Below are 26596 nucleotides of genomic sequence, written 5' to 3' on the forward strand. Positions count from 1 at the left end.
TGCTGGTTGCAATCGCCGCTTCGCACTTGGATCTCGTATCCGCCCCATAAACCCCAGCCTATCCACGGCAAGGCGCTTGGTTTAAAGCGCGGCGGAGCAGTTCCAAGGCGGCAGGGCTTCGGCGGCGGTGGAGGTAGCCAACGGCAGGCGTTCGAGAATGGGGCGCAGGTAGGCATAGGGCTCGCGGCCGTTAGGCTTGACACTTTCCACCCAGCTATAGCGCTGGGCGCTAACGGTGACGCCTTGCGGGGGCACTGAATCGCCAGCTCTTGGCCGATGACAAAGGGGCGGCTCTCGCCGCTCAAGTCGGACGCCATTGCCTGCTCCGGCTGGGTGCAGCCAGGCGTAGCAGCCCATGCCATTGCATAGTCAACTCCCAGCCCGGGTCAGCCGACCTGGCGGGCGGCGGTTTGGCGCAAGTGCCGGGCCGGCACGCTCAACCAAGCGATAAAAAAGGGCCACCGAAGTGACCCTTTGTTGTGCTAACTGCCAGACCGCTTAGGCGGCGATTTGCTGTTGCGACGGATCGCGACGGCTGTCCGGCCCCTTCAGCAAGGCCGCCCCGGTGGTTTCATCCATGGCTTGCTGGAGGTGGCGCTTGCGGCGCGCTTCGGCCTGACGGCCGAAGTACCAGATCAGGAAGGTGATCATCGACACCACCAGCAAAATCAAGCTGGCCACGGCGTTGATCTCTGGTTTCACCCCCAGACGCACGGCGGAGAACACTTCCATCGGCAAGGTGGTGGAGCCCGGCCCGGAGACGAAGCTGGCCAGCACCAAGTCATCCAACGACAGGGCGAAGGACATCATGCCGCCCGCCGCCAGCGAGGGTGCGATCATCGGGATGGTGATCAGCAAGAACACCTTCCACGGCTTGGCGCCGAGGTCCATCGCCGCTTCCTCGATCGACAGATCCAGCTCACGCAAGCGCGCCGACACCACCACCGCCACATAGGCGGCGCAGAAGGTGGTGTGGGCGATCCAGATGGTGAGGATGCCACGCTCAGCCGGCCAGCCGATCAACTGCGCCATGGCCACGAACAACAGTAGCAAGGACAGACCGGTGATCACTTCCGGCATCACCAGCGGCGCGGTGACCAGGCCACCGAACAGCGTGCGGCCCTTGAAGCGGGTGACCCGGGTCAGCACGAAGGCCGCCAGGGTGCCCAGCGCGACTGCGGCAATCGCCGTGTAGCAGGCGATTTCCAGCGAGCGCAGCACCGAGTTCATCAGTTGGCTGTTGTCGAGCAGGCCGACATACCACTTCACCGACCAGCCGCCCCAGACCGTCACCAGCTTGGAGGCGTTGAACGAGTAGATCACCAGGATCAGCATCGGCAGGTAGATGAACAGCAGCCCTACCCAGAGCATCAGATTCGAGAAACTGAAGCGCTTCATGCTTTGCCCTCCAGCTCTTTGGCTTGGCTAGGGTTGAACCGCAACGCGACGGACACGAGCCTTAGAAAGTTGTTCATGCCCGACCCTCCATTTCCTTCGCCTGACTACGGTTGAACAGGATGATTGGCACTATCAGGATCGCCAGCATCACCACCGCCAGAGCCGAGGCCACCGGCCAGTCACGGTTATTGAAGAACTCTTGCCAGAGCACCTTACCGATCATCAAGGTCTCCGGCCCGCCGAGCAGTTCCGGAATCACGAACTCGCCGACCACCGGGATAAACACCAGCATGCAGCCGGCGATGATGCCGTTCTTCGACAGCGGCACGGTGATCTTCCAGAAGCTGTTGAAGTTGCTCGAACCGAGGTCGGCGGCGGCTTCCAGCAGCGACAGGTCGTGTTTGACCAGGTTCGCGTAGAGCGGCAGCACCATAAACGGCAGATAGGAGTACACCACGCCTATGTAGACCGCGAGGTTGGTGTTGAGGATCTGCAGCGGTTCGTTGATCACCCCTAGCCAGAGCAGGAAGGCATTCAGCAAACCGTTGTTGCTGAGGATGCCCATCCAGGCATACACGCGGATCAGGATCGCCGTCCAGGTCGGCATCATGATCAAGAGCAGCAGTACCGTCTGCATTTCCTTGCTGGCGCGAGCGATGCCGTAGGCCATCGGGAAGCCGAGCAGCAGGCAGAGCAAGGTGCTGAAGAAGGCGATTTTCAGCGAGCCCAGATAGGCCGCGAGATACAACTCGTCCTCGCCGAGCAGCAGGTAGTTGCCGAGGTTGAGGAGCACCTGCAACTTCTGCTCAACGAAGCTGTAGATCTCGGTATAGGGCGGAATGGCGACGTCGGCTTCGGCGAAGCTGATCTTCAGGACGATGAAGAACGGCAGCATGAAGAACAGGAACAGCCAAATGAACGGCACGCCGATGACGAAGTGCCGGCCCCTGGGCAGGAGCCGCTTTAGTTTTCGAGTGTTCATGAGCGCAATGCTACCCCGCTATCGTCTTCCCACCAGACGAACACTTCGTCGCCCCAAGTCGGCCGAGTGCCGCGGCGTTCGGCGTTGGCCGCGAAGGACTGGACGACCTTGCCGCTCGGCAGCTCGACGTGGAACACCGAGTGGCCGCCCAGGTAGGCGATGTCCTGCACCTTGCCGCGTGACCAGTTGTACTCGCCGGTCGGTTGCTCGGTGGTGACCAGCAGCTTTTCCGGGCGAATGGCGTAGGTGATGTTCTTGTCCTGCACCGAGGTGCTGACGCCGTGGCCGACGTAGATGTTGCGCTCCAGCGCCGGGCTGTCGATCACCGCGTGGCCCTCGGCGTCCTCCACCACCTGGCCGTCGAACAGGTTCACGTTGCCGATGAATTCGCAGACCATGCGGCTGGTCGGCGTTTCATAGATGTCGATCGGGCTTCCGATCTGCGCGATCCAGCCGAGGTGCATGATGGCGATGCGCTCGGCCATGGTCATGGCCTCTTCCTGGTCGTGGGTCACCATCACGCAGGTCACGCCGACCCGCTCGATGATTTCCACCAGTTCCAGCTGCATCTGCGAGCGCAGCTTCTTGTCCAGCGCGCCCATCGGCTCGTCGAGCAGCAGCAGTTTCGGGCTCTTGGCCAGCGAACGGGCCAGGGCCACCCGCTGACGCTGACCACCGGAGAGCTGATGCGGCTTGCGCTTGGCGTACTGGCTCATCTGCACCAGCTTGAGCATCTCGGCCACTCGCGCATCGATGTCGGCGGCAGACATCTTGTCCTGCTTCAGGCCGAAGGCGATATTTTGCGCCACGGTCATGTGCGGGAACAGGGCGTAGGACTGGAACATCATGTTGATCGGCCGCTCGTAGGGCGGCATATCGGTGATGTCCTGGCCATCGAGGAAGATCCGGCCCTCGGTTGGACGTTCGAAACCTGCCAGCATCCGCAGCAAGGTGGATTTACCCGAACCCGAGCCGCCGAGCAGGGCGAAAATCTCGCCCTTGTTGATAGTCAGGGACACATCGTCCACCGCTATCGTCTCGTCGAACTTCTTGGTCACCCGGTCGATTTTAACCAGCACCTCTTTAGGTTGCTGGTTGCCCTCGAGGGCTTTCTTGTAGGCGCCGGAGGCAACTGCCATTACAAAACTCCCAACTTATTTAGAGGGCCAGGCCCCTGCGGTCTGGCCTTTTTCACTTACTTACCCGACTTGACCTTGGTCCAGCTACGGGTCATCAAGCGCTGCACTTTCGGCGGCAATTCCGCCGAAACGAACAGCTTGGCCAGCACCTCTTTGGAGGGGTACACGGCCGGATTAGTACGGACGGACTCGTCCATCAATTCCAGCGACTGGGTGTTCGGGTTGGCATAGCCAACGTAGTCACTGACCTTGGTGATCACGTCCGGGCGCAACACATAATTGATGAACGCATACGCCTGCTCGGGGTTAGCGGCATCGGCCGGAATGGCCATCATGTCGAACCAGAGGTTGCCGCCTTCTTGCGGGATCACGTATTCAATTTTCACACCCTTGCCGGCCTCTTCGGCGCGAGCGGCGGCCTGGAAGATGTCACCGGAGAAACCGACCGCCACACAGATCTCGCCGTTGGCCAGGTCAGAGATGTACTTGGACGAGTGGAAGTAGGTCACGTAGGGGCGCACGGCCAACAGCTTGGCCTCGGCCTTCTGGTAGTCTTCCGGGTTCTCGCTGTTCGGACTGAGGCCCAGGTAGTTGAGCATCAGCGGAACCATCTCGTCGGCCGAGTCGAGGAAGGAGACGCCACACTGGCTGAGCTTCTTGATGTTCTCGGGTTCGAATAGGGTGGCCCAGGAATCGATCTGGTCGACGCCGAGCACGGCCTTGACCTTCTCTTCGTTGAAGCCGATGCCGTTGGTGCCCCACAGGTAGGGGACGGCGTAGAGGTTGCCGGGATCGTTGAGCTCGAGCTGCTTGAGCAGCGCCGGGTCGAGGTTGCTCCAGTTCGGCAGCTTGCTGCGATCGAGCTTCTGGAAGGCGCCGGTCTTGATCTGCCGACCGAGGAAGTGGTTGGACGGCACCACGAGGTCGTAGCCGGAACGCCCGGCGAGGAGCTTGCCTTCGAGGGTTTCGTTGGAGTCGAAAACGTCGTACACCACCTTGATTCCAGTTTCTTTCTGGTAGTCTGCCAGGGTGGTCTCGCCGATGTAGTCGGACCAGTTATAGACATGTAGGGTCGACTCGGCCTGGGCAACCGCGCTCAGGCTCAACAGGGCCAGCGTGCTGATCAGGGTTTTGCGGAGGGGCATTCGCACATATCGGTCCTCATTCTTGTTAGTCGGTATGGCCGTTGATCGCGGCCAGTTTTACGCCTCTGCTCAGCCAAGCTGGCAGAACCTCATATCCAGGGCGCAGCAAACCGCAAACGCCAACTGCTTGGGGCTAGTACTTCAACTAGGGGTACGGCGTGGTGGTTTAAGCGCTTCATCCAACACGCTCCTGACAGGCCTCCAGCGGGAGCACCCGCCGGAGGGTGTCATGGGCTTATTTGCCGGACTTGATCTTGGTCCAGCTGCGGGTCATCAAGCGTTGCACATTGGCCGGCAGATCCGAGAAGGCGTAGAGCTTCTTCATCGTCTCCGCGCTCGGGTAGATACCCGGGTCGTTGCGGATCGCCTCATCCACCAGCGGCGTGGCGGCGGCGTTGCCGTTGGGGAACTGCACCTCGTTGGTGATCTCGGCCATGATTTCCGGCTTCAGCAGGAAGTTCATGAAGGCATGGGCACCCTCGACGTTGGCGGCATCCGCAGGGATCGCCACCATGTCAAAGAAGGTACCGGCACCTTGAGTCGGGATGTTGTACAGGACATTCACACCGGCTTTGGCTTCCTCGGCGCGCGACTTGGCCTGGTAGATGTCGCCCGAGTAACCGACCGCCACGCAGATATTGCCGTTAGCCAGATCGGAAATGTATTTGGACGAGTGGAAGTAGGTAACAGACGGACGAATCTTGAGGAACAGTGCTTCGGCCGCCTTCAGCTCTTTCGGATCCTGGCTGTCGGTCTTGTAGCCCAGGTAATGCAGCGCAGCCGGTAGGATCTCGGTCGGCGAATCGAGGAAGCTGACGCCGCAGGATTTCAGTTTCTCGATGTTCTCCGGCTTGAACAGCAGATCCCAGGAATTCACCGGCGCGTTATCACCCAGCACGGCCTTGACCTTGTCCGGGTTGTAACCGATGCCGATCGAGCCCCACATGTAGGGGAACGCGTACTGGTTGCCCGGATCGCTGACTTCCACGGTCTTCAGCAGGTTGCTGTCGAGATTCTTCCAGTTCGGCAGCTTGGACTTGTCCAGCGGCTGATAGACCTTGGCTTTGATCTGCTTGGCGAGGAAGTTGTTCGACGGCACGACGATGTCATACCCGGACTTGCCAGCCAGCAGTTTGGCTTCCAGGGTTTCGTTGCTGTCGAAGACGTCGTAGACCACCTTGATGCCGGTTTCTTTAGTGAACTTCTCGACGGTATCCGCGGCGATGTAGTCCGACCAGTTGTAAACGTGCAGCACTTTGTCATCGGCCTGAACCGCGCCGGCCATGACTCCCACTAAGGACAACGCGAGAAAGGACTTGCCGAATGTTTTCATGCGTACAGCTCCTGTTGTTGTTTAAGTATCCGAACGGTGACGTCTGCCCTGGGAAGTTCGAAACCACAAACTACCCTTGGCTATCACCCTTCGGTGAGCCTGGCCAACGCACAAGTGCAGTCTGGCAAGGTCTAGCGCGGGTGTACAACTGCCAAGCGAACTGGCTAATACTTTATAGACCCGCTCTACGGCTCAACCCAGCACTGCACTGGCGGTGAGATCCAGGCACTTGCGCGCCTTGGCCACCAGCTCGTCGATTTCGGCTTTGCTGATCACCAGCGGCGGCGCAATGATCATGGTGTCGCCGACCGCGCGCATGATCAGGCCGTTGTCGAAGCAGTGACCGCGACAGATCATGCCGACGCCCTGGCCCTCGAAACGCTCGCGGGTCTGCTTGTTCTTCACCAGCTCGATCGCGCCGAGCAGGCCGACGCCGCGCACTTCACCCACCAGCGGATGATCCGCCAGCTCACGCAGACGCTTTTGCAAATAGGGTGCCGTTTCTTCGCGCACGCGCTCGAGAATCTGCTCTTCGCGCAGGATGCGGATGTTTTCCAGCGCCACCGCCGCCGCCACCGGGTGCCCGGAGTAGGTGAAGCCGTGGTTGAAATCGCCGCCCTCGTTGAGTACCGCCACGACCTTGTCGCTGACGATCAGCCCGCCCATGGGGATGTAGCCGGAGGTCAGGCCCTTGGCGATGGTCATCAGGTCCGGGGCGTTGCCGTAGTAGTCGCTGCCGAACCATTCGCCGGTGCGGCCGAAACCACAGATCACTTCGTCGGCGACGAACAGGATGTCGTACTTGGCGAGGATCTCGCGGATCTTCGGCCAGTAGGTGTCTGGCGGAATGATCACGCCGCCGGCGCCCTGGATCGGCTCGGCGATAAAGGCCGCGACGTTCTCTTCGCCGACTTCGAGAATCTTCTTTTCCAACTGCTCGGCGGCCCAGATGCCGAACTCGTCCGGCGTCATGTCGCCGCCTTCGCCGAACCAGTAGGGTTGCGGGATGTGCACGATGCCCGGAATCGGCAGGTCGCCCTGCTCGTGCATGTACTTCATGCCGCCGAGGCTGGCACCGGCCACGGTGGAGCCGTGGTAGCCGTTGACGCGGCTGATGATGACCTTCTTCTGCGGCTGGCCCTTGATCGCCCAGTAATGGCGCACCATGCGCAGCATGGTGTCGTTGCCTTCCGAGCCGGAGCCGGTGAAGAACACATGGTTCATGCCGGCCGGCGCGATCTCGGCAAGCGCCTTGGCGAGTTCCAGCACCGGCGGGTGCGCGGTCATGAAGAAGGTGTTGTAGAAGGGCAGTTCGCGCATCTGCTGGCTGGCGGCCTGCACCAGTTCCTCGCGGCCATAACCCAGCGCCACGCACCAGAGCCCGGCCATGCCGTCGAGGATCTTGTTGCCCTCGCTGTCCCAGATGTAGACGCCTTCGGCCTTGGTAATGATCCGCGGACCCTTCTCCTTCAGCTGTTTGTAGTCGCTGAAGGGCGCCAGGTGGTGATCATTGCTCAGTGTTTGCCACTCGAGTGTCTGCGGGTTAGTCACTGGGCTGTTCATATTTATACCTCGTTCAAACAGGTTCGGCGGAGCCGAACCTGACATTCTGCGTAGGAGCGAACTCATTCGCCCTGGGGCGTCAGTGAGGGGGAATGAATTCGCTCCTCACCGACTCCCGTTTGATTACACCGCGAACAGCAGGAACTCACGTTCCCAGGAGCTGATCACTCGCTTGAAGTTCTCGTGCTCGGCCCGCTTCACCGCGACATAGCCGCTGATGAACTTGCTGCCGAGGTAATCTTCCAGCGTCTTGCAGTTTTCCATGCGCTCCAGGGCGTCCTCGATGGTCAGCGGCAGACGCAGGTTGCGCCGCTCATAGCCGCGACCCTTGACCTGGGCGCTCGGCGCCAGCTGCTCGACCATCCCGATGTAGCCGCACAACAAGCTGGCGGCGATGGCGATATAGGGGTTGGCGTCGGCGCCCGGCAGGCGGTTTTCCACCCGGCGGTTTTGCGGGCTGGCATCCGGCACGCGCAGGCCGACGGTACGGTTCTCTTCGCCCCACTCGACGTTCACCGGTGCCGAGGTATCCGGCAGGAAGCGGCGGAACGAGTTGACGTTCGGGGCGAACAGCGGCAACAGCTCGGGGATGAACTTCTGTAGGCCACCGATGTGGTGGAGGAACAGCTCGCTCATCGAACCATCGTCGTTGGAGAAGATGTTCTTGCCGGTCTTCGTGTCGACGACGCTCTGGTGCAGGTGCATCGCGCTGCCTGGCTCGCCGGTCATGGGCTTGGCCATAAAGGTGGCGGCGACGTTATGTTTCAGCGCCGCTTCACGCATGGTGCGTTTGAAGATGATGATCTGGTCAGCCAGGTGCAGGGCTTCGCCGTGACGGAAGTTGATCTCCATCTGCGCGGTGCCGTCTTCGTGAATCAGCGTATCGAGATCCAACTCCTGGGCTTCGCACCAGTCGTAGACGTCTTCGAACAGCGGGTCGAATTCGTTCGCAGCATCGATGGAGAACGACTGCCGGCCGGTTTCCGGGCGGCCGGAACGACCGATCGGCGGTTGCAACGGGTAGTCCGGGTCATCACTGCGCTTGGTCAGGTAGAACTCCATCTCCGGCGCCACGATCGGCTGCCAGCCCTTATCGGCGTAGAGCTTCAGCACTTTCTTGAGGATGTTACGCGGCGACAACTCGATGGGGTTGCCCAGCTTGTCGTAGGTGTCATGGATCACCTGGGCGGTGGGCTCGATGGCCCAGGGCACGAGGAACACGGCATTCTCGTCCGGACGACAGACCATATCGATATCGGCCGGGTCGAGCAGGTCGTAATAAATGTCGTCTTCCACGTAGTCACCGGTGACCGTCTGCAGCAGTACGCTTTCAGGTAAGCGCATGCCCTTCTCGTCGATGAACTTATTGGTCGGCGCGATCTTGCCACGGGAGATTCCACTAAGATCACTGATAAAGCATTCAACTTCAGTGATCTTGCGCTCTTTCAGCCAACTAGTGAGTTGGTCGAGTTTGGGACTCATAAAGACCTCAGGGGGGATTGAGAGCCTAACGGCATAGTTAAGCTCAGCGTTGACTCGCCCGCTTGCGACAGGCATCTCCAAATGCCTGGAAGATGGCGAGGTATTCGGGATTCGAGCGTACTTGCCACTCCGGGTGCCACTGCACCCCAAGGGCAAAGCTCTTAGCTCCCTCGACCGAGATGGACTCGATCAGCCCGTCAGGAGCCAAAGCCTCAACACGCAGGCCCGGCGCCAGACGTTCAACGCCCTGGCCATGAATCGAATTGACGTGAATCTCGTCCGGCAAGCCGAGGCCGGCGAGTACACCGCCCGGCTGCACGTGCAGCGGATGGCGGGGTGCGTATTGGACTTCCAGCGGCTCATTCTCCGGCTCGCGGTGGTCCATAAAGGGGCCGACCTCATCCACCTTCTGATACAGGCTGCCACCGAAGGCCACATTCATTTCTTGGAAGCCGCGGCAGATACCGAGCAGCGGAACACCGGCGGCCACTGCCGCACGAATCAGCGGCAAGGTGGTGCGGTCACGCTCGGGGTCGTGATGAGTACCTGGCGCACTGGCCGGGCCACTGTAGTGGTGAGGTTCGACATTCGACGGCGAGCCGGTAAACAGCAAGCCGTCTAGACTCTCCAATAAGGTCGGTTGGTCGATCAGCTCAGCCAGTGACGGAATGATCAGCGGCAAGCCACCGGCGCCGACGGCCACCGCACGAACGTATTTGTCGCCCGCTATATGGTGGGGATGGAGGCCAATCTGCTTGAAGCAGGCGATAACGCCGATTAACGGCAGGCGCGACATGAGATACCCGTTTTATTGCTGTTATGGGTTTAAACCGAGCTTAGCCTTGTTCATTTTTTTACACAATAGCCATGTAAAAAATTTAACACGGCTCGCTGGGCACCGCGCCAGCCAAGGCCGAGCGAGGGTTGGCAATGCCCTGCAGCGCCCTAAAAACGGCCATCACGCCCCTTTTCAGGGCGAAATGTGGCACTATTGACAGGGTGAGGGCTTTAAGATTGACTCACACCCCATCAGTCGAATGATTGATATTTTTAACAATAAAGGTGTTGCATCATGTCGGTTCCTCAGTGTGCCGTTCAGCTTAATGAAGCGAATGATTTTCTTAAGAAACATCCCGAGATTCAGTTCATCGACCTCCTGATTGCAGATATGAACGGAGTGGTGCGCGGCAAGCGCATCGAGCGCGCCAGCCTGCACAAGGTCTATCAGCGCGGCATCAATCTGCCCGCCTCCCTGTTTGCACTCGACATCAATGGCTCCACGGTAGAGAGCACCGGTCTCGGCCTGGATATTGGTGATTCCGATCGGGTTTGTTACCCCATCCCCAACACCCTGTGCAACGAGCCCTGGCAGAAGCGTCCGACCGCTCAGCTGCTGATGACCATGCACGAGATGGAAGGCGAAGCCTTCTTTGCCGACCCACGCGCCGTGCTGCAACAGGTCGTGAACAAGTTCGATGCCCTGGGCCTGACCATCTGCGCCGCGTTCGAGCTGGAGTTCTACCTGATCGACCAGGCCAACGTGAACGGCCGCCCGCAACCACCGCTGTCGCCGCTCTCGGGCAAGCGCCCGCAATCCACCCAGGTTTATATGATCGACGACCTGGATGAATATGCCGAATGCCTGCAGGACATCCTCGAAGGGGCCAAAGAGCAGGGCATCCCGGCCGATGCCGTGGTCAAGGAAAGCGCCCCGGCGCAGTTCGAGATCAACCTGCACCACGTCGCCGACCCGATGAAGGCCTGCGATTACGCGCTGCTGCTCAAGCGTCTGGTGAAGAACATCGCCTACGACCATGAAATGGATACCACCTTCATGGCCAAGCCTTACCCGAACCAGGCTGGCAACGGGCTGCATGTGCACATCTCGATTCTCGACAAGGATGGCAACAACATCTTCAAGAGCGAAGAGCCGGTAGAGAACGACGCGCTGCGTCATGCCATCGGCGGCATCATCGAAACCATGCCGGCGTCGATGGCCTTCCTCTGCCCGAACGTCAACTCCTACCGGCGTTTCGGCGAGAAGTTCTTCGTGCCGACTTCGCCGACTTGGGGCGTGGACAACCGCACCGTAGCACTGCGCGTGCCGAACGATTCGGCCGATGCCGTGCGTATCGAACACCGGGTTGCCGGCGCCGACGCCAACCCCTACCTGGTGATGGCTTCGGTGCTGGCGGGCATCCACCACGGTTTGACCAACCAGGTCGAACCCGGTGCGCCGGTCGAAGGCAACGCCTACGAACAAACCGAGGCCAGCCTGCCGAATAACCTGCGCGATGCCCTGCGCGAGCTGGACGACAACGAAATCATGGGGCGCTATATCGACCCGAAATACATCGATGTGTTCGTCGCCTGCAAGGAAAGCGAGCTGGCCGAGTTCGAATACTCGATCTCCGACCTCGAGTACAACTGGTATCTGCACACCGTGTAAGCACGACCCGACGCCGGCCCTGAGCCGGCGTCGTTTTATCGGCCAACCGCCAGCGAATCATTCGCCACGCCCGTGGCTCCGCCCCGCGGCCTAGTGCTGCGCGCTCATACCAGCCAGGGGCGCAACCTCAGCCAGCAGAACAAGCCCCCAGGCCCGCTCGGCGCCGTTCAGCTTGGATAGATGGAACTCATCCGCGGCACCTAATGCTGGTGCTGCACATGCTGTGAACCGACACTTAAGGAAGGTCGTCATGCCCCGCTTTCTCGCTCCGCTGCTGCTCGCTTTGACTCCTCTACTGGCCACCCCGCTGCCGGCCAATGCCGAGGAGCTGATCCGCGTCTACAACTGGGACGACTACATAGCGCCGCAGGTGCTCACGGACTTCGAAAAGGAGACCGGCATCCGCGTCGAGTACCACACCTTCGACACCGCCGAAGAATTGCAGAAAGCCCTCGCCAGCGGCGAGGCGATCGACATCGCGGTGCCCACCCACAGCGATCTGCCGGCCCTGATCAAAGCCGGGCGCCTGCAGCCGCTGGAGATGGCCAAACTGCCCAATCGCCAGCACCTGGATAAACAACTGCTGAGCAAGCTCGCGGCGGTCGATCCGCAGAACCGCTATGCGATTCCCTACCTGTGGGGCGCCGTCGGCCTGGCGGTGAATACCCAACTGGCGGAACAGGCCTTCGGTGGCCCGCTCCCCGATAGCTGGAGCCTGTTGTTCGACCCCGAGCAGAGCAAGCGCCTGGCCAGCTGCGGGATCGGCGTCTTGGATGCCCAGGACGAAGTCCTCTCCGTGCTGCTGAACTACCAGGGACACAGCCTCGCCCACAGCCCGCCGAGGCAGATCAAACGGGCCGGCGAGGTGCTCAATGAGCTGCGCCCGCAGCTCAAATACGTCGACAGCGCACGCTATCTCGACGACTTGCAGCAAGGTCGGCTGTGCGTGGCCGTGGCCTGGGCCGGCGATGCCCTGGCCGCCGCCGATACCGGCCAGCCGGTGCGCTTCGTGATACCGCAGGAAGGCTCGGTGGTGTTTATCGACAACCTGGTGATTCCCCGCTCGGCCAAGCGTGCCGACCTCGCCCACCGCTTTATCGATTACCTGATGCAGCCCAAAGTGGCGGCGCTGACCACCGCGCAAACCCTCTACCCGAGCGGCAATGCCGACGCCAAGCAGTTCCTCGAGCCGGCGCTGCGCGAGCAGCCCGGTCTCTATCCGGACCGCGACACTAAGCGCCGCCTGTTCGCCCTGGAAACCCTGCCGGAGAAGCTCGGCCCGGTACGCGACGAGGTCTGGGTGCGCTTTCGCGACGGCAGCTGACTTGCCGAACGGCGCGGGGTAACGTCCAATAGCGCCTCCCATGCCGAGGAGAGCCCCATGCAGCGCCCCGCTACCGCCCGCAAACCACGCGCCAGCAGCCAGGCACGGATCGCCGGAATACTCGCCGCCGCCCGCGCCTTGCTGGCCGAAGAGGGGGTCGCCGGGCTGTCGATCTACAGCGTGGCCGAGCGCGCGGAGATGCCGCCCTCCTCGGTCTATCACTTCTTCGCCAGCGTGCCGGCCATCCTCGAAGCCCTCACCGCCGATGTGCATGCGGCCTTCCGCGCCTGCCTGCAACAGCCGATCGAGCACGGCGCCCTGCGCGACTGGCGCGATCTCTCGCGGCTGGTCGAGCAACGCATGCTGGCGATCTATGCCGCCGACGCCGCCGCCCGCCAACTGATCCTCGCGCAGCACGGCCTGAGTGAAGTCACCCAGGCCGACCGCCAGCACGACATCGAACTCGGCCAGCTGATGCACGCGTTGTTCGACCGCCACTTTCCGCTGCCACTGTTGCCAGCAGAAATCGACGTGTTCGCCCTGGCTCTGGAGCTTAGCGATCGGGTGTATGCACGCTCGGTGCAACTGCACGGGCAGATCACGCCGCGCCTGGCCGAGGAAGGCATGCGCGTCTTCGATGTGTATCTTGGTCTCTACCTGCCGCCTTACCTGCCCAAGCGCGACCCGCAGACCTAGACCATCCGCAGCGTGCAATAAGGCCAACGAGCACATTGCGCCAATGCATGGCGCTGGGCTTATTGCACCCGACCAATCCGCTAAAAACAGATATTTATCGGTATTTTTATCGTGAAAGATCTCTCGATAGAAAAAATAAGCTTCTAAAGCAGATTTTTATCGACTATAAAGTCAGCAACCGCACGGCAGGCCTTCGTCTGCCGACACGGCATCGCCACAGCTGTCTGCTAACGTCTGATGACCCCTGCAGATGATCCAACTCTTACGAGGTGTTCCATGTCCCGTATCGTCACCGTCGCCGCCACGCAGATGGCCTGCTCCTGGGATCGCACGGCGAATATCGCCAACGCCGAGAAGCTGGTGCGCCAAGCCGCCGCCCAAGGCGCGCAGATCATCCTGATCCAGGAACTGTTCGAGACCCCCTACTTCTGCCAGAAGCCGAATCCGGACTACCTGCAGTTGGCCACCCCGACGGAAACCAACGCCGCCATCGCGCATTTCCAGACGCTCGCCAAGGAGCTTTCCGTGGTGCTGCCGATCAGCTTCTTCGAGCATGCCGGGCGCGCACGCTACAACAGCATCGCGATCATCGACGCCGACGGCCGCAACCTCGGCATCTACCGCAAGAGCCATATCCCGGACGGCCCCGGCTACCACGAGAAGTACTACTTCAACCCGGGCGACACCGGCTTCAAGGTCTGGCAGACCCGTTACGCCAAGATCGGCGTGGCCATCTGCTGGGACCAGTGGTTCCCGGAAAGCGCGCGCAGCATGGCGCTGCTCGGCGCCGAGTTGCTGTTCTACCCGACCGCCATCGGCAGCGAGCCGCATGACCCGAGCATCACCTCGCGCGAGCACTGGCAGCGCGTGCAACAGGGCCACGCCGGGGCCAACCTGATGCCGCTGATCGCCAGCAACCGCATCGGCCGCGAAGACCAGGGCGACTACCACATCAACTTCTACGGCTCGTCCTTTATCGCCAACCAGTTCGGCGAGAAGGTCGAAGAACTCAACCAGACCGAGGAAGGCGTGCTGGTGCACAGCTTCGACCTGGACGCGCTGGAACACACCCGCAGCGCCTGGGGCGTGTTCCGCGACCGCCGGCCGAACCTCTACGGCCCGATCAAGACCCTGGACGGCGAACTGCAGTCCGAATAAGCGCCGGCGTTTAGCGGCGTACTGCCTCCGGCGAGTACGCCCTACGACTAGCCGACGACCAACGACTGCCCGACGACCGGAGGGCGGACTCGCCGCACAGCGGCAGTCCGCCAGATCACTACGCACAGGTAAACCCCATGACCACCCTGACCACCACCCCACGCACCGATGGCTTCCGCATGCCGGCCGAATGGGAAGCGCATAGCCAGACCTGGATGGTCTGGCCGGAGCGCCCGGACAACTGGCGCCTCGGCGGCAAGCCGGCGCAAGCCGCGTTCAGCGCGGTGGCCACGGCCATCGCGCGCTTCGAGCCGGTGACCGTGTGCGTCAGCGCCGGGCAATACGAAAACGCCCGCGCACGGCTCGATGAGGCCACTATCCGCCTCGTCGAAATCACTACCGACGACGCCTGGGTGCGCGACACCGGGCCGACCTTCGTGACCGACGATCGCGGCGAAGTGCGCGGTGTGGACTGGACCTTCAACGCCTGGGGCGGCTTCGACGGCGGCCTGTATGCGCCGTGGCTGCGCGACGATCAGGTGGCCAGCAAGATCCTCGAGATCGAACGCAGCCGGCGCTATCGCACCGAAGGCTTCGTACTGGAAGGCGGCTCCATCCACGTGGATGGCGAAGGCACGCTGATCACCACCGAAGAATGCCTGCTCAATCGCAACCGCAACCCGCACCTCGGTCGCGAAGAGATCGAAGCGCTCTTGCGCGAGCACCTGGCGGTGGAGACGGTGATCTGGCTGCCGGATGGCCTGTTCAACGATGAGACCGACGGCCACGTCGACAACTTCTGTTGCTACGTGCGCCCGGGCGAGGTGCTGCTGGCCTGGACCGACGATGTGCAGAACCCCAACTACCCGCGCTGCCAAGCGGCCATGCGCGTGCTGGAGAGCGCGAAAGATGCCAAGGGCCGCGGCCTGATCGTGCACAAGATGCCGATCCCCGGGCCGCTCTACGCCACGGATGCGGAATGCGCCGGCGTCGATCTGGTCGCCGGCACTCAGGAGCGTGACCCATCGATCCGCCTGGCCGGCTCCTACGTCAACTTCCTGATCGTCAACGGCGGCATCATCGCGCCGAGCTTCGACGACCCGAAAGATGCCGAGGCCCGCGCCATCCTCCAACGCCTGTTCCCGGCCCATGAAGTGGTGCTGGTGCCAGGCCGGGAAATCCTCCTCGGCGGCGGCAATATCCACTGCATCACCCAGCAACAACCCGCACCGCAACGGCGCTGAGGTATCACCCATGCCTGGCGCTCGACAGCGGCGCCAGGCATGGGGGCGGGGCGGCTGGCGCTGCGACTGCAGATAAAGAGCAACAGCCCCCAGCGCCGGTTCAGGCCGAGACGATCTGGTTCTTGCCCTGGCGCTTGGCCTGGTACATGGCGGCATCGGCACGGGCGAACAACGCATCGAGGGTGGCGTCATTGCTCCGCAGGCTGGTCAGTCCCTGGCTGGCGGTGACGCCGAAGACTTGCTCACCACAGCTGAACGTCAGCCGCTGGATTTCCCGCTGCAGGCGTTCGGCGATTTGCTCGGCCAACTCTGGCGCACAGTGGGGAAACAGCGCGGCGAATTCCTCGCCGCCGATGCGCCCGAACAGATCGCCGCGGCGCAGTGCCCCGGCGCCGCATTGGGCGATGCGCTGCAGCACCACGTCGCCCATCTGATGACCATGGCTATCGTTGATCGACTTGAAGTCATCCACATCCAGCAGCAGGAAGGCCAGTGGCGTACCGGTGCTGCGCGCTTGTCCGAACTCCTGCTGAGCGCATTCGAAGAAATGCCGGCGGTTGCTGCTCTGGGTCAGCACGTCGGTGCTCGCCAGGCGTTGCAGCTCGCCCTCCAGCTGCTTCTGCGCGGTGATGTCTTCGGCGATGCCGACCACGATCAGCGGCTTGCCGGCGGCGCATTGGCGGCTGATAAAGCATTTGTCGCTGAGCCAGCGCAGCTGCCCGTCGGCGCGCAGGATGCGGTATTCACGGGCCTCGACCGCGCCCTTGACCAGCACCTCGGTCAAGCTCGCCGCGGCATACTCGACGTCGTCCGGGTAGATGCTATTGAGCCACTCGCCATAATCGGCCAACAGCAGCCCGGCGGAGCGGCCGAAGATCCGTTCGTAAGCCGGGCTGACGTAGATGATGCGCTGCGTTTGCCAGTCGAAGGCCCAGAGCACCGCGTTGACGCTGTCGAGCAGGGAACTGAACAACTGCTCGCGCTCACGCAAGCGCTCGACTTCCCCACGGCTGTGTAGCAAAGCCAGGGTCAGCGCCTCGAGCTCCGACGGTAGAGGGGTCTGCTCGTCCACCAGAATCCCTCCCGGGTGAATACATGGGTGACCTCTGCAGCATACTGCGCCCGGCCCGCGCGCAACAAAAAGCCCGCCGAACGGCGGGCTTGGGCCTAACAGGCGACGCTTAGAGCCTGTTCAAGATCGTCGCGAGCGCAGGTCAGGGCCGCACCCGTTCCCTACGGGTAACGGCATTCCCCACATCCATGTGGGTCACAAGGCGCAACGCAGCATGGCGCGCGTAGCCCGCAGCAGATAGTGAACCGGCTCTTAAGCCAGGGCTGCCGGACGCAGCGAGTAGGTTTTCAGCTGTTCGGCGAAATCGCGCAGCGATTGGATGCCACTGGCCTCGGCCTCGTGGACCCAGACCTTCATCGCTTCGAGCATGTCGTGGCCGTTGGCACTGGTTTTCACCCAGATCTGCTGCAGCGCCAGGCGCTTCTCGTAAATCACCTTGAGCGCTTGGCTCTGCTCCAGCATGACCTGGATGCACGCGTGGTGCTGGTCCTCCAGCAGGCTGGTCTCACGCGACAGCAGCCGCTTGGCGCGGTGGAACTGGTGGCGGACCGAGGCGTCGGCCTTGGCCAGCTCTTGCTTGACCAGCGGCCCGATCACCAACTTGCGGTACTGCGCCATGATCTGGAAGCGGTTGTTGAGGATCGCCATGGCGGTATCCATGTCCAGGTTGCGCTTGCCGGCCACCCGGTGGGCAATCGGCGCGACCCGCTGCACCTTGGCCAGACGCAGGAAGCTGAACACTTGGATCCAGGCCCAACCGAGGTCGAACTCCCACGTCTTCACCGACAACTTGGCCGAATTCGGGTAGGTGTGGTGGTTGTTGTGCAGCTCTTCGCCGCCGATCAGGATGCCCCAGGGCAACAGGTTGGTGGCGGCGTCGCGGCATTCGAAGTTGCGATAGCCGACCGCGTGGCCAAGGCCATTGATCACCCCGGCGGCCCACACCGGAATCCACAGCATCTGCACGGCCCACACGGTGATGCCAATCACGCCGAACAAGGCCAGGTCGGTGATGGCCATCAGCACGATGCCGCCCATCGGGAAGCGCGAATAAAGGTTACGCTCGATCCAGTCTTCCGGGCAGTTCTTGCCGTAGATGCGCAGGGTCTCGGGGTTTTGCGCTTCCGCGCGATACAGTTCGGCGCCGGTGCGCAGGACGGTGGACAGCCCTTTGATCACCGGGCTGTGTGGGTCATCGACGGTCTCGCATTTGGCGTGGTGTTTGCGGTGGATCGCCGTCCACTCACGGGTGTTCTGGCCGGTGGTCAGCCATAGCCAGAAGCGGAAGAAGTGCTTGAGGGCCGGGTGCAGCTCCAGCGCGCGGTGCGCCGAGTAGCGGTGGAGGTAGACGGTGACCGCGACGATGGTCACATGCGTCATCAGCAGGGTGACCGCCAGCACTTGCCAGGCCGACAGGTCGAGAAAACCGTTGTACCACATAGAAAACCTTGCCTCGGAGGTAATGAACTCATAGCTTGTCAGACAAATCTGAGGGCATTATCCCTGAGCCTTGTCAGAAAACCAGTCGGTCTTTTAGATCAAAATATGCTCCTCACCCCTCTATCCATGCTGCCCGTGCTCGACTCGAGGCGCCCTCCTGGATGACTAGTTACCGTAGCGCCCTGCACCTCAGCTTGATCTACCTGTTCAGCGCCGGTCTCTGGGTGTTCTGCAGCGACTACCTGTTAACCGAACTGGGCCTGCACATGGCGCAACTAGAACGCCTGCAACTGGCCAAGGGCCTGGGCTTTGTCCTGCTCACCGGACTGCTCCTGCACCAGGTGCTGCGCAACCATGAACGCCAGCAAGGGCGGGCCATGCGCGACCTGCAAATGAACATGGAGCGCCTGCGCCAGGCGGCGGCGGTGTTCGAGGCCACCCAGGAAGGGGTGCTGGTGACCGATGCGCAGACGCGCATCAGCCATATCAATCCGGCGTTTTCCCGCATCACCGGCTATCAGCAAAGCGAGATCCTCGGCGCTACGCCGAAACTGCTGAAATCCGGGCGGCATGACCCGAGCTTCTATCAACAACTGTGGCAGAGCCTGCACCAGCACGGCAGCTGGAGCGGCGAGGTGTGGAACCGGCGCAAGAATGGCGAGGTTTACCCACAGTGGCAGTGCATCCGGGTCATTCACGATGAACAAGGCCGCATCAGCCACTATGTCGCGGTGTTTTCCGACCTCAGCGCGCTCAAACGCTCGCAGTATGAGTTGGATTACCTGGCCCATCATGATCCGCTGAGCGACCTGCCCAACCGCCTGCTATTCACCGAGCGCGTCGAGCAGGCGCTGGGGCACGGGCGGCGCGATAAACCGGGTGGTGCGGTGCTGCTGATCGACCTCGATCACTTCAAGCACATCAACGAAAGCCTCGGCCACAGCGCCGGCGACCAGCTGTTGAAGCAGGTCGGCGAGCGCCTGCAGGCGCAGTTGCACGAGGGCATGACCCTGGCACGCCTGGGCGGCGATGAGTTCGGCCTGCTGTGCGAGGGCTGCCACCAGCCCGAACAGGCCGCCGCCATCGCCGAACGCCTGCTGGCTGCGCTGCGCCAGCCGTTCAAGCTCGAGGGCCAGGAGCTGTTTATCGGCGCCAGCCTCGGCCTCAGCCTGTTCCCCGGCGATGCGCAGAACGTCGAGCAGGTGCTGCGCAATGCCGACTCGGCCCTGTTCAAGGCGAAGAACAACGGGCGCGAAACCTACGCCTTCTACAGCCAGGAGCTGACCACCCTTGCCCAGCAGCGCGTCGAACTCGGCGCCCTGCTGCATCAGGCCTTGGAGCAGCAACAACTGCGGGTGTATTACCAGCCGATCTATGCCCTGGACGGCGGCCAGTTGCTGGGGGTCGAGTCACTGGTGCGTTGGCAGCATCCGCAACGCGGCCTGGTGCCACCGGGCGAGTTCATCCCGATTGCCGAGGAAAGCGGCTTGATCGGTGCCATCGACGCCTGGGTGCTGCAGCAAGCCTGTCGGCAGATGCGTCTGTGGCAGCAACAGGGGCTGAACCTGGAGTTTGTCGCGGTGAACGTCTCCAGCCGCCTGTTCAGCCGCGGCGAACTGGATACGCAGGTAATGCGGGTACTGGCGGAAACAGGCCTGGATCCAGGCTGCCTGGAGCTGGAAATTACCGAAAGCGCGGTGATGGATAACCCGGATACCGCGTTGGCGCTGATGCAGCGCTTGTGCGCACTGGGCGTGCGCCTGGCCATCGACGATTTCGGCACCGGCTATTCCTCACTGGCGCGACTCAAACGCATGCCGGTGCACAAGCTCAAGCTGGATCAGAGTTTTGTTCGCGGCTTACCCGCCGATCAGGATGACGTGGCGATTGCCCGCGCCGTGATTACCCTGGGCCAAAGCCTGGGGCTGAAGGTGCTGGCCGAAGGCATCGAGCAGCCGGCCCAGGCGGAGTTTCTTCAGCACCTGGGCTGCGACCTTGGCCAAGGCTACCTGTTCGGCCACCCACAGCCGGCCGAGCGCCTAAGATGTCAGGTCGAACAACGCCCAGCGTTATTCAGCGTCACCACGTAGCTGCAACACGAGGAGTTGCAACCGGCTAGGATAGCGAGCTCAATTCGCTGAAACCCTGCACGCTCACCGCGCATCCCCATGAAACTCTCTGCCGACGACCTCGCCCACATCGCCGCCCTCACCCTCGAGCACTACAACCAGTGCGCCGAGGACTTCCGCGCCGGTACCCGCGATCACGATGTGAGCCAGAACATCGCCGCGTTGTTGCGCCATATCGAGGCCGAGCCGCCCTTTACCCTCCTCGATTTTGGCTGTGGGCCGGGGCGCGATCTCAAGGTCTTCACGGGCTTGGGCCACCTGGCTGTCGGGCTGGATGGCTGTCCGCGCTTCGCCGAGATGGCGCGGGCCGACAGCGGCTGCGAGGTCTGGCAGCAGGACTTCCTCAGGCTCGAGCTACCGGCGGAGCGCTTCGATGGCGTGTTCGCCAATGCCGCGCTGTTTCATGTGCCGAGCCAGGAGTTGCCACGGGTGTTGCGGCAACTGCATGCCACGCTAAAGCCTGGCGGCGTGCTGTTCAGCTCCAACCCACGCGGGGACAATCGGGAAGGCTGGAATGCTGAGCGTTATGGCGCTTACCACGACCTGCCGAGCTGGCGCCGCTACCTGACGGCAGCGGGCTTCCACGAACTCGAACACTATTACCGGCCGGCGGGTTTGCCGCGCGCGCAACAGCCGTGGCTGGCCAGCGTGTGGCGCAAGCTATAGGCCTATTGCAGGCGCTGACTGACGCGCTGCAACAGCACGCCCAACTGCGCCAACGCGGCCTCCCCAGGCTGCTTGAGCAGGCGTTCCAGTTGCTGCTCGATCACCGTCAACGGCTCTAGCGCACCGACCAGATTGAGGTGCTCGGGAAGGATCTCCGCGCCACTGCTGACCAGCAGGGCGAAGTGCATGACGTTCTCCAGCTCGCGGGTGTTGCCCGGCCAGCTGTGCCACTCCAGCACCTGCTGCGCCGCGCGGCTGATCAGCGGTACCGGCAAACCCAAACGCTGGCTGTAGATGCCGAGGAAGTACTCCACCAAGGGCAGGATGTCGCCGATCCGCTCGCGCAACGGCGGCAGCAGCAGACGACCCTCATTCAGGTAGAGGTAAAGACGCTCATGGAACTTGCCGGCGGCCACGGCCTGGGCCAGGTCGATGCTGGTCGCCGCGACTAAACGCACGTCCACCGGGCTCGGTTGCGGGGCCCCGACGCGGGTCACCTCACGGGTCTCCAGCGCCGCCAGCAACTTGCTCTGCAACGCCAGCGGCAAGTCGCCGATCTCGTCCAGATACAAGGTGCCGCCATTCGCCGAACCGAACCAGCCGGCGCGGCTGCTGGCCGAACCGCGATGTGCGCCGGCGGCGTAACCGAACAATTCGGCTTGCGCGTAGGTCGGGCTGAGGGTGCTGCAACTCAGCGCGACGAACAGCCCTGGGCGATCGCTCTCGCGGTGGATATGCCGGGCCAGCAATTCCTTGCCGGTACCCATCTCACCGTGGATCAGTACCGGCAAATGGCTGGGGGCGAGCTGCGCAACTTCTTCGCGCAATCGCCGCGAGCGCGCATCGACAAACACCAGCGCTTTAGCGCGGATGCTCAGCGGACTCTTATCCGCCTCCGGGAAGGTCAGCAGCGGCAGACCCAGGTGTTCAGTTCGGCTCATGGCGGACTCCCACCTAAGCCGACCTGACCACTCAGCGACTTAGGCGTGTAAACAAGTGATCGCAGCAGGACGCGACGGGCGGCGCTCCTGCAGGGGTGAATTCAGGCGAATAAAGGCCGCAGCTTTTCCTACGGGTTTGGCGTTTTTCCAGAAGCCCAACAGCCTCTTCAAGCACGGCGCCTGGCTTGTTGTTCGACCTGGCTCTGCAGGCGAAACAGGTAAGCGAAACCCTGCTCCCAACGTTGATGTCCAGACTTCACATTGATATGCCCGGCACCGCTCAAAATCGCTGCTTCGGCGCCCCAGTGGCGCGCCAATTCGATGGCTCGGGCGGCGCTCGCCGCCGAGTCGTTATCGGAACCGACCAACTGACTGGGAAACGGCAGCGGCTCACGCGGAATCGGCGCAAACCCTTGCAACGCCGCTGGGCAACCCGGCCGCTCGACATCCGCCGGCGCCACCAGCAGCGCCCCGCGAACGCGGCGCAACAACTCCGGCGGGGCGCTGGCCGCCCAGTGGGCGACCGTCACGCAGCCCAGGCTGTGGGCGATCAGGATTACCGGCGTGCTATCGGCCGCGATGCTGCGCTGCAACTCGGCGACCCACTCCGCCCGTTGCGGCGCGAGCCAATCGGCCTGCTCCACCCGCTGGCTGTTGGGCAGGCTGCGCTGCCAGTAACTTTGCCAATGCTCGTCGGCCGAGCCTTGCCAGCCCGGCACAATCAGATAGCGGATCGACTCGCTGCGCATGGGGTATGCCTCCTGCAAAGTGGCTGTTTCGGCGGCCAGTATAGGGACGCCCCATACACTCGTTAAGGAATAAGAAATTATTTATTTATTCCATAAAATCCAAAACTGGCCCCTTTCGCACAGCAGCCAAACCTCCCCAGCCAGTTCATAAGTCGCGCTACCCCAGACCGCCGTAGCGACTTAGCGGGCGCACCAGCAGCCCTGCGCCAGCCATTCAGGCCGACGGCCGACACTTCGCTACTGCGACTCTTCGCGGCGCACGGCGTTGGACAGCTGCGAGCTAAACGCCGTACAAGCAGAACCATCAATATAGTTATATTAAAATTATTAAACAGTATTTTTAAGAATATAACGCCTCGCCCTAGTATCCGCTCCACGCCCACTGACCCCGACTCGTCAGGGGCGCTTTCCCAAGGAGCAGATTGATGAGCGCATCCCTTCGAAGCATTGAAGGCCAGGACGAAGCCGGCATCCTGCGCGAGGTCCAAAGTGCCCTGCAGGGCCTGCGGTTTGGCGCGGTAGAGATCACCGTACATAACGGCCAGGTCGTGCAGATCGAACGTAAGGAAAAATTCCGCCTGCAGCCGCCCGCCGGCAAGCAAGCTTGATTTGAACCAACCAGGGCAGGCTCGACTGGACTACCGGAGGGCATGGAAATGAACGCGAACATAACGAGCAGCACGCCCATGAACAGCCACCGGTATTGCCGTTGTAGCCCGCGAATGCGGATCGCAACCCCATAAGAAACTCAGCGCCAACACTCGAACGCCCACATTCGAAAGAATTCGAATCTTTAGGAGTTACCCCATGTCCATTCGCCGTTTTGCCCTGGCTGCACTGGCCAGCGCCCTGATCGCCGGACCAACCGTCGCGGCCAGCGAAATCCTCAACGTGTCCTATGACCCGACACGTGAGCTGTACCAAGAGTACAACGCCGAATTCAACCAATACTGGCAAGCCCAGGGCCACGAAGCCGTCAAAGTGCAACAGTCCCACGGTGGCTCGGGCAAACAGGCGCGGGCGGTGATCGACGGCCTGCGTGCCGACGTCGTGACCCTGGCGCTGGCCGGTGATATCGACGAGTTGAACAAGCTCGGCAAACTGATTCCGGCCGATTGGCAAGCGCGTCTGCCGAACGCCAGCACCCCGTACACCTCGACCATCGTGTTCCTGGTGCGCAAGGGCAACCCGAAAGGCATCAAGGATTGGGATGACCTGGCCAAGGCTGGCGTCGAAGTGATCACCCCGAACCCGAAAACCTCCGGCGGCGCACGCTGGAACTTCCTCGCCGCCTGGGCCTATGGCCTGCAGCAATACGGCAGCGAAGCCAAGGCCCAGGACTACGTACAGAAGCTCTACAAAAACGTCCCGGTACTCGACACCGGCGCTCGTGGCTCGACCATCACCTTCGTCAACAACAACCTTGGCGACGTGCTGCTGGCCTGGGAAAACGAAGCCTTCCTGGCGCTTAAGGAGCAGGGTGGCGAGAACTTCGAAATCGTTGCGCCATCGCTGTCGATCCTGGCCGAGCCGCCGGTTGCCGTGGTCGACAAGAACGTCGACAAGAAGGGCACCCGCGAAATCGCCGAGGCCTACCTCAAGCACCTGTACAGCCCGGAAGCCCAGCGCATCGCCGCGAAGAACTTCTACCGCCCACGGGATGAGAAGGTGGCCGCAGAGTTCGCCAAGCAATTCCCGACGCTGAAGCTGGTCACTATCGACAAGGACTTCGGTGGCTGGAAAGTCGCGCAGCCGAAGTTCTTTAACGACGGCGGCATCTTCGACCAGATCTACCAAGTGCAGTAAGCGCCAGATACCAAAGCCCCGGCTCTTGCGCATAAGAGCCGGGCTCTGTGCTGTAGAAAGCACTGAACACCCCTTCAGCCCTGCGCAGGCGGGAATGCGGGTTTGGCTCAGGGCCCCAGAAACATCAGTAGCCGCGGATTGGCATCGGGCTGCAACCGTCACAACAAGGACTTCTATGTCACGCCGTATCTCCCCGGTCATACCCGGCTTCGGGCTGACGCTGGGTTACACCCTGGTGTACCTCAGTCTGATTGTGCTGATTCCGCTAGCCGCCCTGTTCTTGAAAACCAGCCAGCTCAGCTGGGATCAATTCTGGGCCATCATTTCCGCACCGCGGGTACTCGCCGCCCTGAAGCTCAGCTTCGGTACGGCGCTGGCCGCCGCCATCCTCAACGGCATCATCGGCACCCTGCTGGCCTGGGTGCTGGTGCGCTATGAGTTCCGCGGGCGCAAAATCATCGACGCGATGATCGACCTGCCATTCGCCCTGCCGACCGCCGTGGCCGGTATCGCGCTGACCGCGCTGTATGCCCCGGCCGGCCTGGTCGGCCAGTTCGCCACCGACCTCGGTTTCAAAATCGCCTTCACCCCCCTGGGCATCACCCTGGCGCTGACCTTCGTCACCCTGCCATTCGTGGTGCGTACGGTGCAGCCGGTGCTGGCCGATATCCCGCGGGAAGTCGAAGAGGCCGCCGCCTGCCTCGGCGCCAAGCCCTTGCAGGTGTTCCGTCATGTCCTCGTCCCGGCTTTGCTGCCAGCCTGGCTGACCGGCTTCGCGCTGGCCTTTGCCCGTGGGGTCGGTGAGTACGGCTCGGTGATCTTCATCGCTGGCAACATGCCGATGAAAACCGAGATTCTGCCGCTGCTGATCATGGTCAAACTCGACCAGTACGATTACACCGGCGCCACCTCCATCGGCGTGCTGATGCTGGTGGTGTCCTTCATTTTGCTGCTGCTGATCAACTTGCTGCAGCGCCGCATCGAAACCCCATAAAAGGAGCGCGACATGTCTACTGCAACGCTAACTGCCGCCTCCGCAGCCAACGCCGCCCGACGCGGCAATGCCATCGCCCGCCGAGTGCTGATCACCTTAGCCCGGCTGGTGTTCGGCCTGTTTCTGCTGCTGCCGCTGTTCGTGGTGGTCTCGGAAGGCTTGAAGATGGGCCTGGGGCCCTTCTTCACGGCGATCTTCGAGCCCGACGCGCTGTCCGCGCTCAAGCTGACGCTGATCGCCGTGGCCATCTCGCTACCGCTCAACGTGCTGTTTGGGGTCAGTGCCGCCTGGTGCGTGAGCAAGTACGAGTTCCGCGGCAAAAGCCTACTGGTGACCCTGATCGACTTACCGTTTTCGGTATCGCCAGTGATCGCCGGCCTGATCTATGTACTGCTATTCGGCGCTCAGGGCTACTTCGGCGCCTGGCTGCAGGATCATGACATCCAGATCGTCTTCGCCGTACCGGGCATCGTCCTCGCAACCATCTTCGTCACCGTGCCGTTCGTGGCCCGCGAGCTGATCCCGCTGATGCAGGAACAAGGCACCCAGGAAGAAGAAGCCGCGCGCCTGCTCGGCGCCAATGGCTGGCAGATGTTCTGGCATGTGACAGTGCCGAACATCAAATGGGGCCTGATCTACGGCGTAGTGCTCTGTACCGCCCGTGCCATGGGTGAGTTCGGCGCCGTGTCGGTGGTCTCCGGACACATCCGCGGCGTCACCAACACGCTGCCGCTGCACGTCGAGATCCTCTACAACGAATACAACCACGTCGCTGCCTTCAGCGTCGCCAGCCTGCTGTTGATCCTGGCGCTGTTTATCCTGCTGCTCAAGCAGTGGAGCGAAGCCCGTCTAGCCCGCCTACGCCACAGCGACGCGGAGGAGTAAT

24 protein-coding genes are annotated in these 26596 nt (G+C 62.1%); 11 read left to right on the top strand and 13 right to left on the bottom strand.

Annotated elements, in window-relative coordinates:
* Nucleotides 1–81 precede the first annotated feature (81 nt).
* From FFS12_RS19870 to FFS12_RS06065, 9 genes are all read right to left on the bottom strand, one after another.
* Nucleotides 82–255, bottom strand: a complete 174-nt coding sequence (locus tag FFS12_RS19870; protein WP_171011827.1) for a transposase domain-containing protein — start codon at nucleotides 253–255, stop codon at nucleotides 82–84.
* A 243-nt stretch (nucleotides 256–498) separates the two neighbouring features.
* Complete coding sequence (locus FFS12_RS06030; protein ID WP_137886002.1) at nucleotides 499–1398, bottom strand: ABC transporter permease subunit; 900 nt, start codon at nucleotides 1396–1398, stop codon at nucleotides 499–501.
* 73 nt (nucleotides 1399–1471) lie between these two features.
* Complete coding sequence (locus FFS12_RS06035; RefSeq protein WP_171011837.1) at nucleotides 1472–2353, bottom strand: ABC transporter permease subunit; 882 nt, start codon at nucleotides 2351–2353, stop codon at nucleotides 1472–1474.
* Nucleotides 2354–2376: 23 nt separating this feature from the next.
* Complete coding sequence (gene potA / locus FFS12_RS06040) at nucleotides 2377–3519, bottom strand: polyamine ABC transporter ATP-binding protein (protein ID WP_137886004.1); 1143 nt, start codon at nucleotides 3517–3519, stop codon at nucleotides 2377–2379.
* 56 nt (nucleotides 3520–3575) lie between these two features.
* The gene (locus FFS12_RS06045; protein ID WP_137886232.1) at nucleotides 3576–4664 is read right to left on the bottom strand and encodes a polyamine ABC transporter substrate-binding protein; all 1089 of its coding nucleotides are present in this window, start codon (nucleotides 4662–4664) and stop codon (nucleotides 3576–3578) included.
* 235 nt (nucleotides 4665–4899) lie between these two features.
* A complete protein-coding gene (locus tag FFS12_RS06050; RefSeq protein WP_137886005.1) occupies nucleotides 4900–5997 on the bottom strand; it encodes a polyamine ABC transporter substrate-binding protein in 1098 nt (365 codons plus the stop codon).
* A 192-nt stretch (nucleotides 5998–6189) separates the two neighbouring features.
* Nucleotides 6190–7560, bottom strand: a complete 1371-nt coding sequence (locus FFS12_RS06055) for an aspartate aminotransferase family protein (protein WP_137886006.1) — start codon at nucleotides 7558–7560, stop codon at nucleotides 6190–6192.
* Between the two features lie 123 nt (nucleotides 7561–7683).
* Nucleotides 7684–9042 carry a glutamine synthetase family protein gene (locus tag FFS12_RS06060; RefSeq protein WP_137886007.1) on the bottom strand — a complete coding sequence of 453 codons (1359 nt, stop codon included), beginning with the start codon at nucleotides 9040–9042 and terminating at the stop codon, nucleotides 7684–7686.
* A 43-nt stretch (nucleotides 9043–9085) separates the two neighbouring features.
* On the bottom strand, nucleotides 9086–9838 hold the full coding sequence (locus FFS12_RS06065) for a gamma-glutamyl-gamma-aminobutyrate hydrolase family protein (protein WP_137886008.1): 753 nt from the start codon (nucleotides 9836–9838) through the stop codon (nucleotides 9086–9088).
* A 276-nt stretch (nucleotides 9839–10114) separates the two neighbouring features.
* On the opposite strand from FFS12_RS06065, the gene FFS12_RS06070 reads away from it, so the two are divergent.
* The 5 genes from FFS12_RS06070 to aguA all read left to right on the top strand — a co-directional run bounded on the left by FFS12_RS06070 (nucleotide 10115) and on the right by aguA (nucleotide 15913).
* Nucleotides 10115–11491 carry a glutamine synthetase family protein gene (locus tag FFS12_RS06070; protein ID WP_137886009.1) on the top strand — a complete coding sequence of 459 codons (1377 nt, stop codon included), beginning with the start codon at nucleotides 10115–10117 and terminating at the stop codon, nucleotides 11489–11491.
* A 250-nt stretch (nucleotides 11492–11741) separates the two neighbouring features.
* Nucleotides 11742–12815: an extracellular solute-binding protein gene (locus FFS12_RS06075; protein ID WP_137886010.1), complete on the top strand. Its 1074-nt coding sequence runs from the start codon at nucleotides 11742–11744 to the stop codon at nucleotides 12813–12815.
* Between the two features lie 57 nt (nucleotides 12816–12872).
* Complete coding sequence (locus FFS12_RS06080; RefSeq protein ID WP_137886011.1) at nucleotides 12873–13511, top strand: TetR/AcrR family transcriptional regulator; 639 nt, start codon at nucleotides 12873–12875, stop codon at nucleotides 13509–13511.
* Nucleotides 13512–13787: 276 nt separating this feature from the next.
* Nucleotides 13788–14669, top strand: coding sequence for an N-carbamoylputrescine amidase (gene aguB, locus FFS12_RS06085; RefSeq protein ID WP_137886012.1), 882 nt, complete (start codon nucleotides 13788–13790; stop codon nucleotides 14667–14669).
* A gap of 137 nt (nucleotides 14670–14806) precedes the next feature.
* Nucleotides 14807–15913: an agmatine deiminase gene (gene aguA / locus FFS12_RS06090; RefSeq protein WP_137886013.1), complete on the top strand. Its 1107-nt coding sequence runs from the start codon at nucleotides 14807–14809 to the stop codon at nucleotides 15911–15913.
* A gap of 100 nt (nucleotides 15914–16013) precedes the next feature.
* On the opposite strand, the gene FFS12_RS06095 is transcribed toward aguA, so the two are convergent.
* Complete coding sequence (locus FFS12_RS06095; RefSeq protein WP_137886014.1) at nucleotides 16014–16985, bottom strand: sensor domain-containing diguanylate cyclase; 972 nt, start codon at nucleotides 16983–16985, stop codon at nucleotides 16014–16016.
* A 252-nt stretch (nucleotides 16986–17237) separates the two neighbouring features.
* Nucleotides 17238–18425 carry a delta-9 fatty acid desaturase DesA gene (gene desA / locus FFS12_RS06100; RefSeq protein WP_137886015.1) on the bottom strand — a complete coding sequence of 396 codons (1188 nt, stop codon included), beginning with the start codon at nucleotides 18423–18425 and terminating at the stop codon, nucleotides 17238–17240.
* A gap of 161 nt (nucleotides 18426–18586) precedes the next feature.
* Here desA and dibA point away from each other — a divergent pair, with 161 nt between their 5' ends.
* Complete coding sequence (gene dibA / locus FFS12_RS06105; RefSeq protein ID WP_137886016.1) at nucleotides 18587–20515, top strand: phosphodiesterase DibA; 1929 nt, start codon at nucleotides 18587–18589, stop codon at nucleotides 20513–20515.
* 78 nt (nucleotides 20516–20593) lie between these two features.
* Nucleotides 20594–21220, top strand: coding sequence for a bifunctional 2-polyprenyl-6-hydroxyphenol methylase/3-demethylubiquinol 3-O-methyltransferase UbiG (locus FFS12_RS06110; protein WP_137886017.1), 627 nt, complete (start codon nucleotides 20594–20596; stop codon nucleotides 21218–21220).
* A 2-nt stretch (nucleotides 21221–21222) separates the two neighbouring features.
* Here the strand turns inward: FFS12_RS06110 and FFS12_RS06115 are convergent, their stop codons facing one another.
* The gene (locus tag FFS12_RS06115; protein ID WP_137886018.1) at nucleotides 21223–22161 is read right to left on the bottom strand and encodes a sigma 54-interacting transcriptional regulator; all 939 of its coding nucleotides are present in this window, start codon (nucleotides 22159–22161) and stop codon (nucleotides 21223–21225) included.
* Between the two features lie 167 nt (nucleotides 22162–22328).
* Nucleotides 22329–22910, bottom strand: coding sequence for an alpha/beta hydrolase (locus FFS12_RS06120; protein WP_137886019.1), 582 nt, complete (start codon nucleotides 22908–22910; stop codon nucleotides 22329–22331).
* Nucleotides 22911–23335: 425 nt separating this feature from the next.
* Here FFS12_RS06120 and oscA point away from each other — a divergent pair, with 425 nt between their 5' ends.
* The 4 genes from oscA to cysW all read left to right on the top strand — a co-directional run bounded on the left by oscA (nucleotide 23336) and on the right by cysW (nucleotide 26595).
* Nucleotides 23336–23518 carry a sulfur starvation response protein OscA gene (gene oscA / locus FFS12_RS06125; protein ID WP_137886020.1) on the top strand — a complete coding sequence of 61 codons (183 nt, stop codon included), beginning with the start codon at nucleotides 23336–23338 and terminating at the stop codon, nucleotides 23516–23518.
* Nucleotides 23519–23717: 199 nt separating this feature from the next.
* Nucleotides 23718–24716, top strand: a complete 999-nt coding sequence (locus tag FFS12_RS06130) for a sulfate ABC transporter substrate-binding protein (RefSeq protein ID WP_137886021.1) — start codon at nucleotides 23718–23720, stop codon at nucleotides 24714–24716.
* A gap of 175 nt (nucleotides 24717–24891) precedes the next feature.
* Nucleotides 24892–25710 (top strand): sulfate ABC transporter permease subunit CysT, encoded by an 819-nt coding sequence (cysT, locus tag FFS12_RS06135; protein WP_137886022.1) that lies wholly within the window; start codon nucleotides 24892–24894, stop codon nucleotides 25708–25710.
* A 12-nt stretch (nucleotides 25711–25722) separates the two neighbouring features.
* A complete protein-coding gene (gene cysW / locus FFS12_RS06140) occupies nucleotides 25723–26595 on the top strand; it encodes a sulfate ABC transporter permease subunit CysW (protein WP_137886023.1) in 873 nt (290 codons plus the stop codon).
* Nucleotide 26596 lies beyond the last annotated feature (1 nt).

This window comes from Pseudomonas sp. 2FE (assembly GCF_005503735.1).
Taxonomy (GTDB): Bacteria; Pseudomonadota; Gammaproteobacteria; order Pseudomonadales; family Pseudomonadaceae; genus Aquipseudomonas.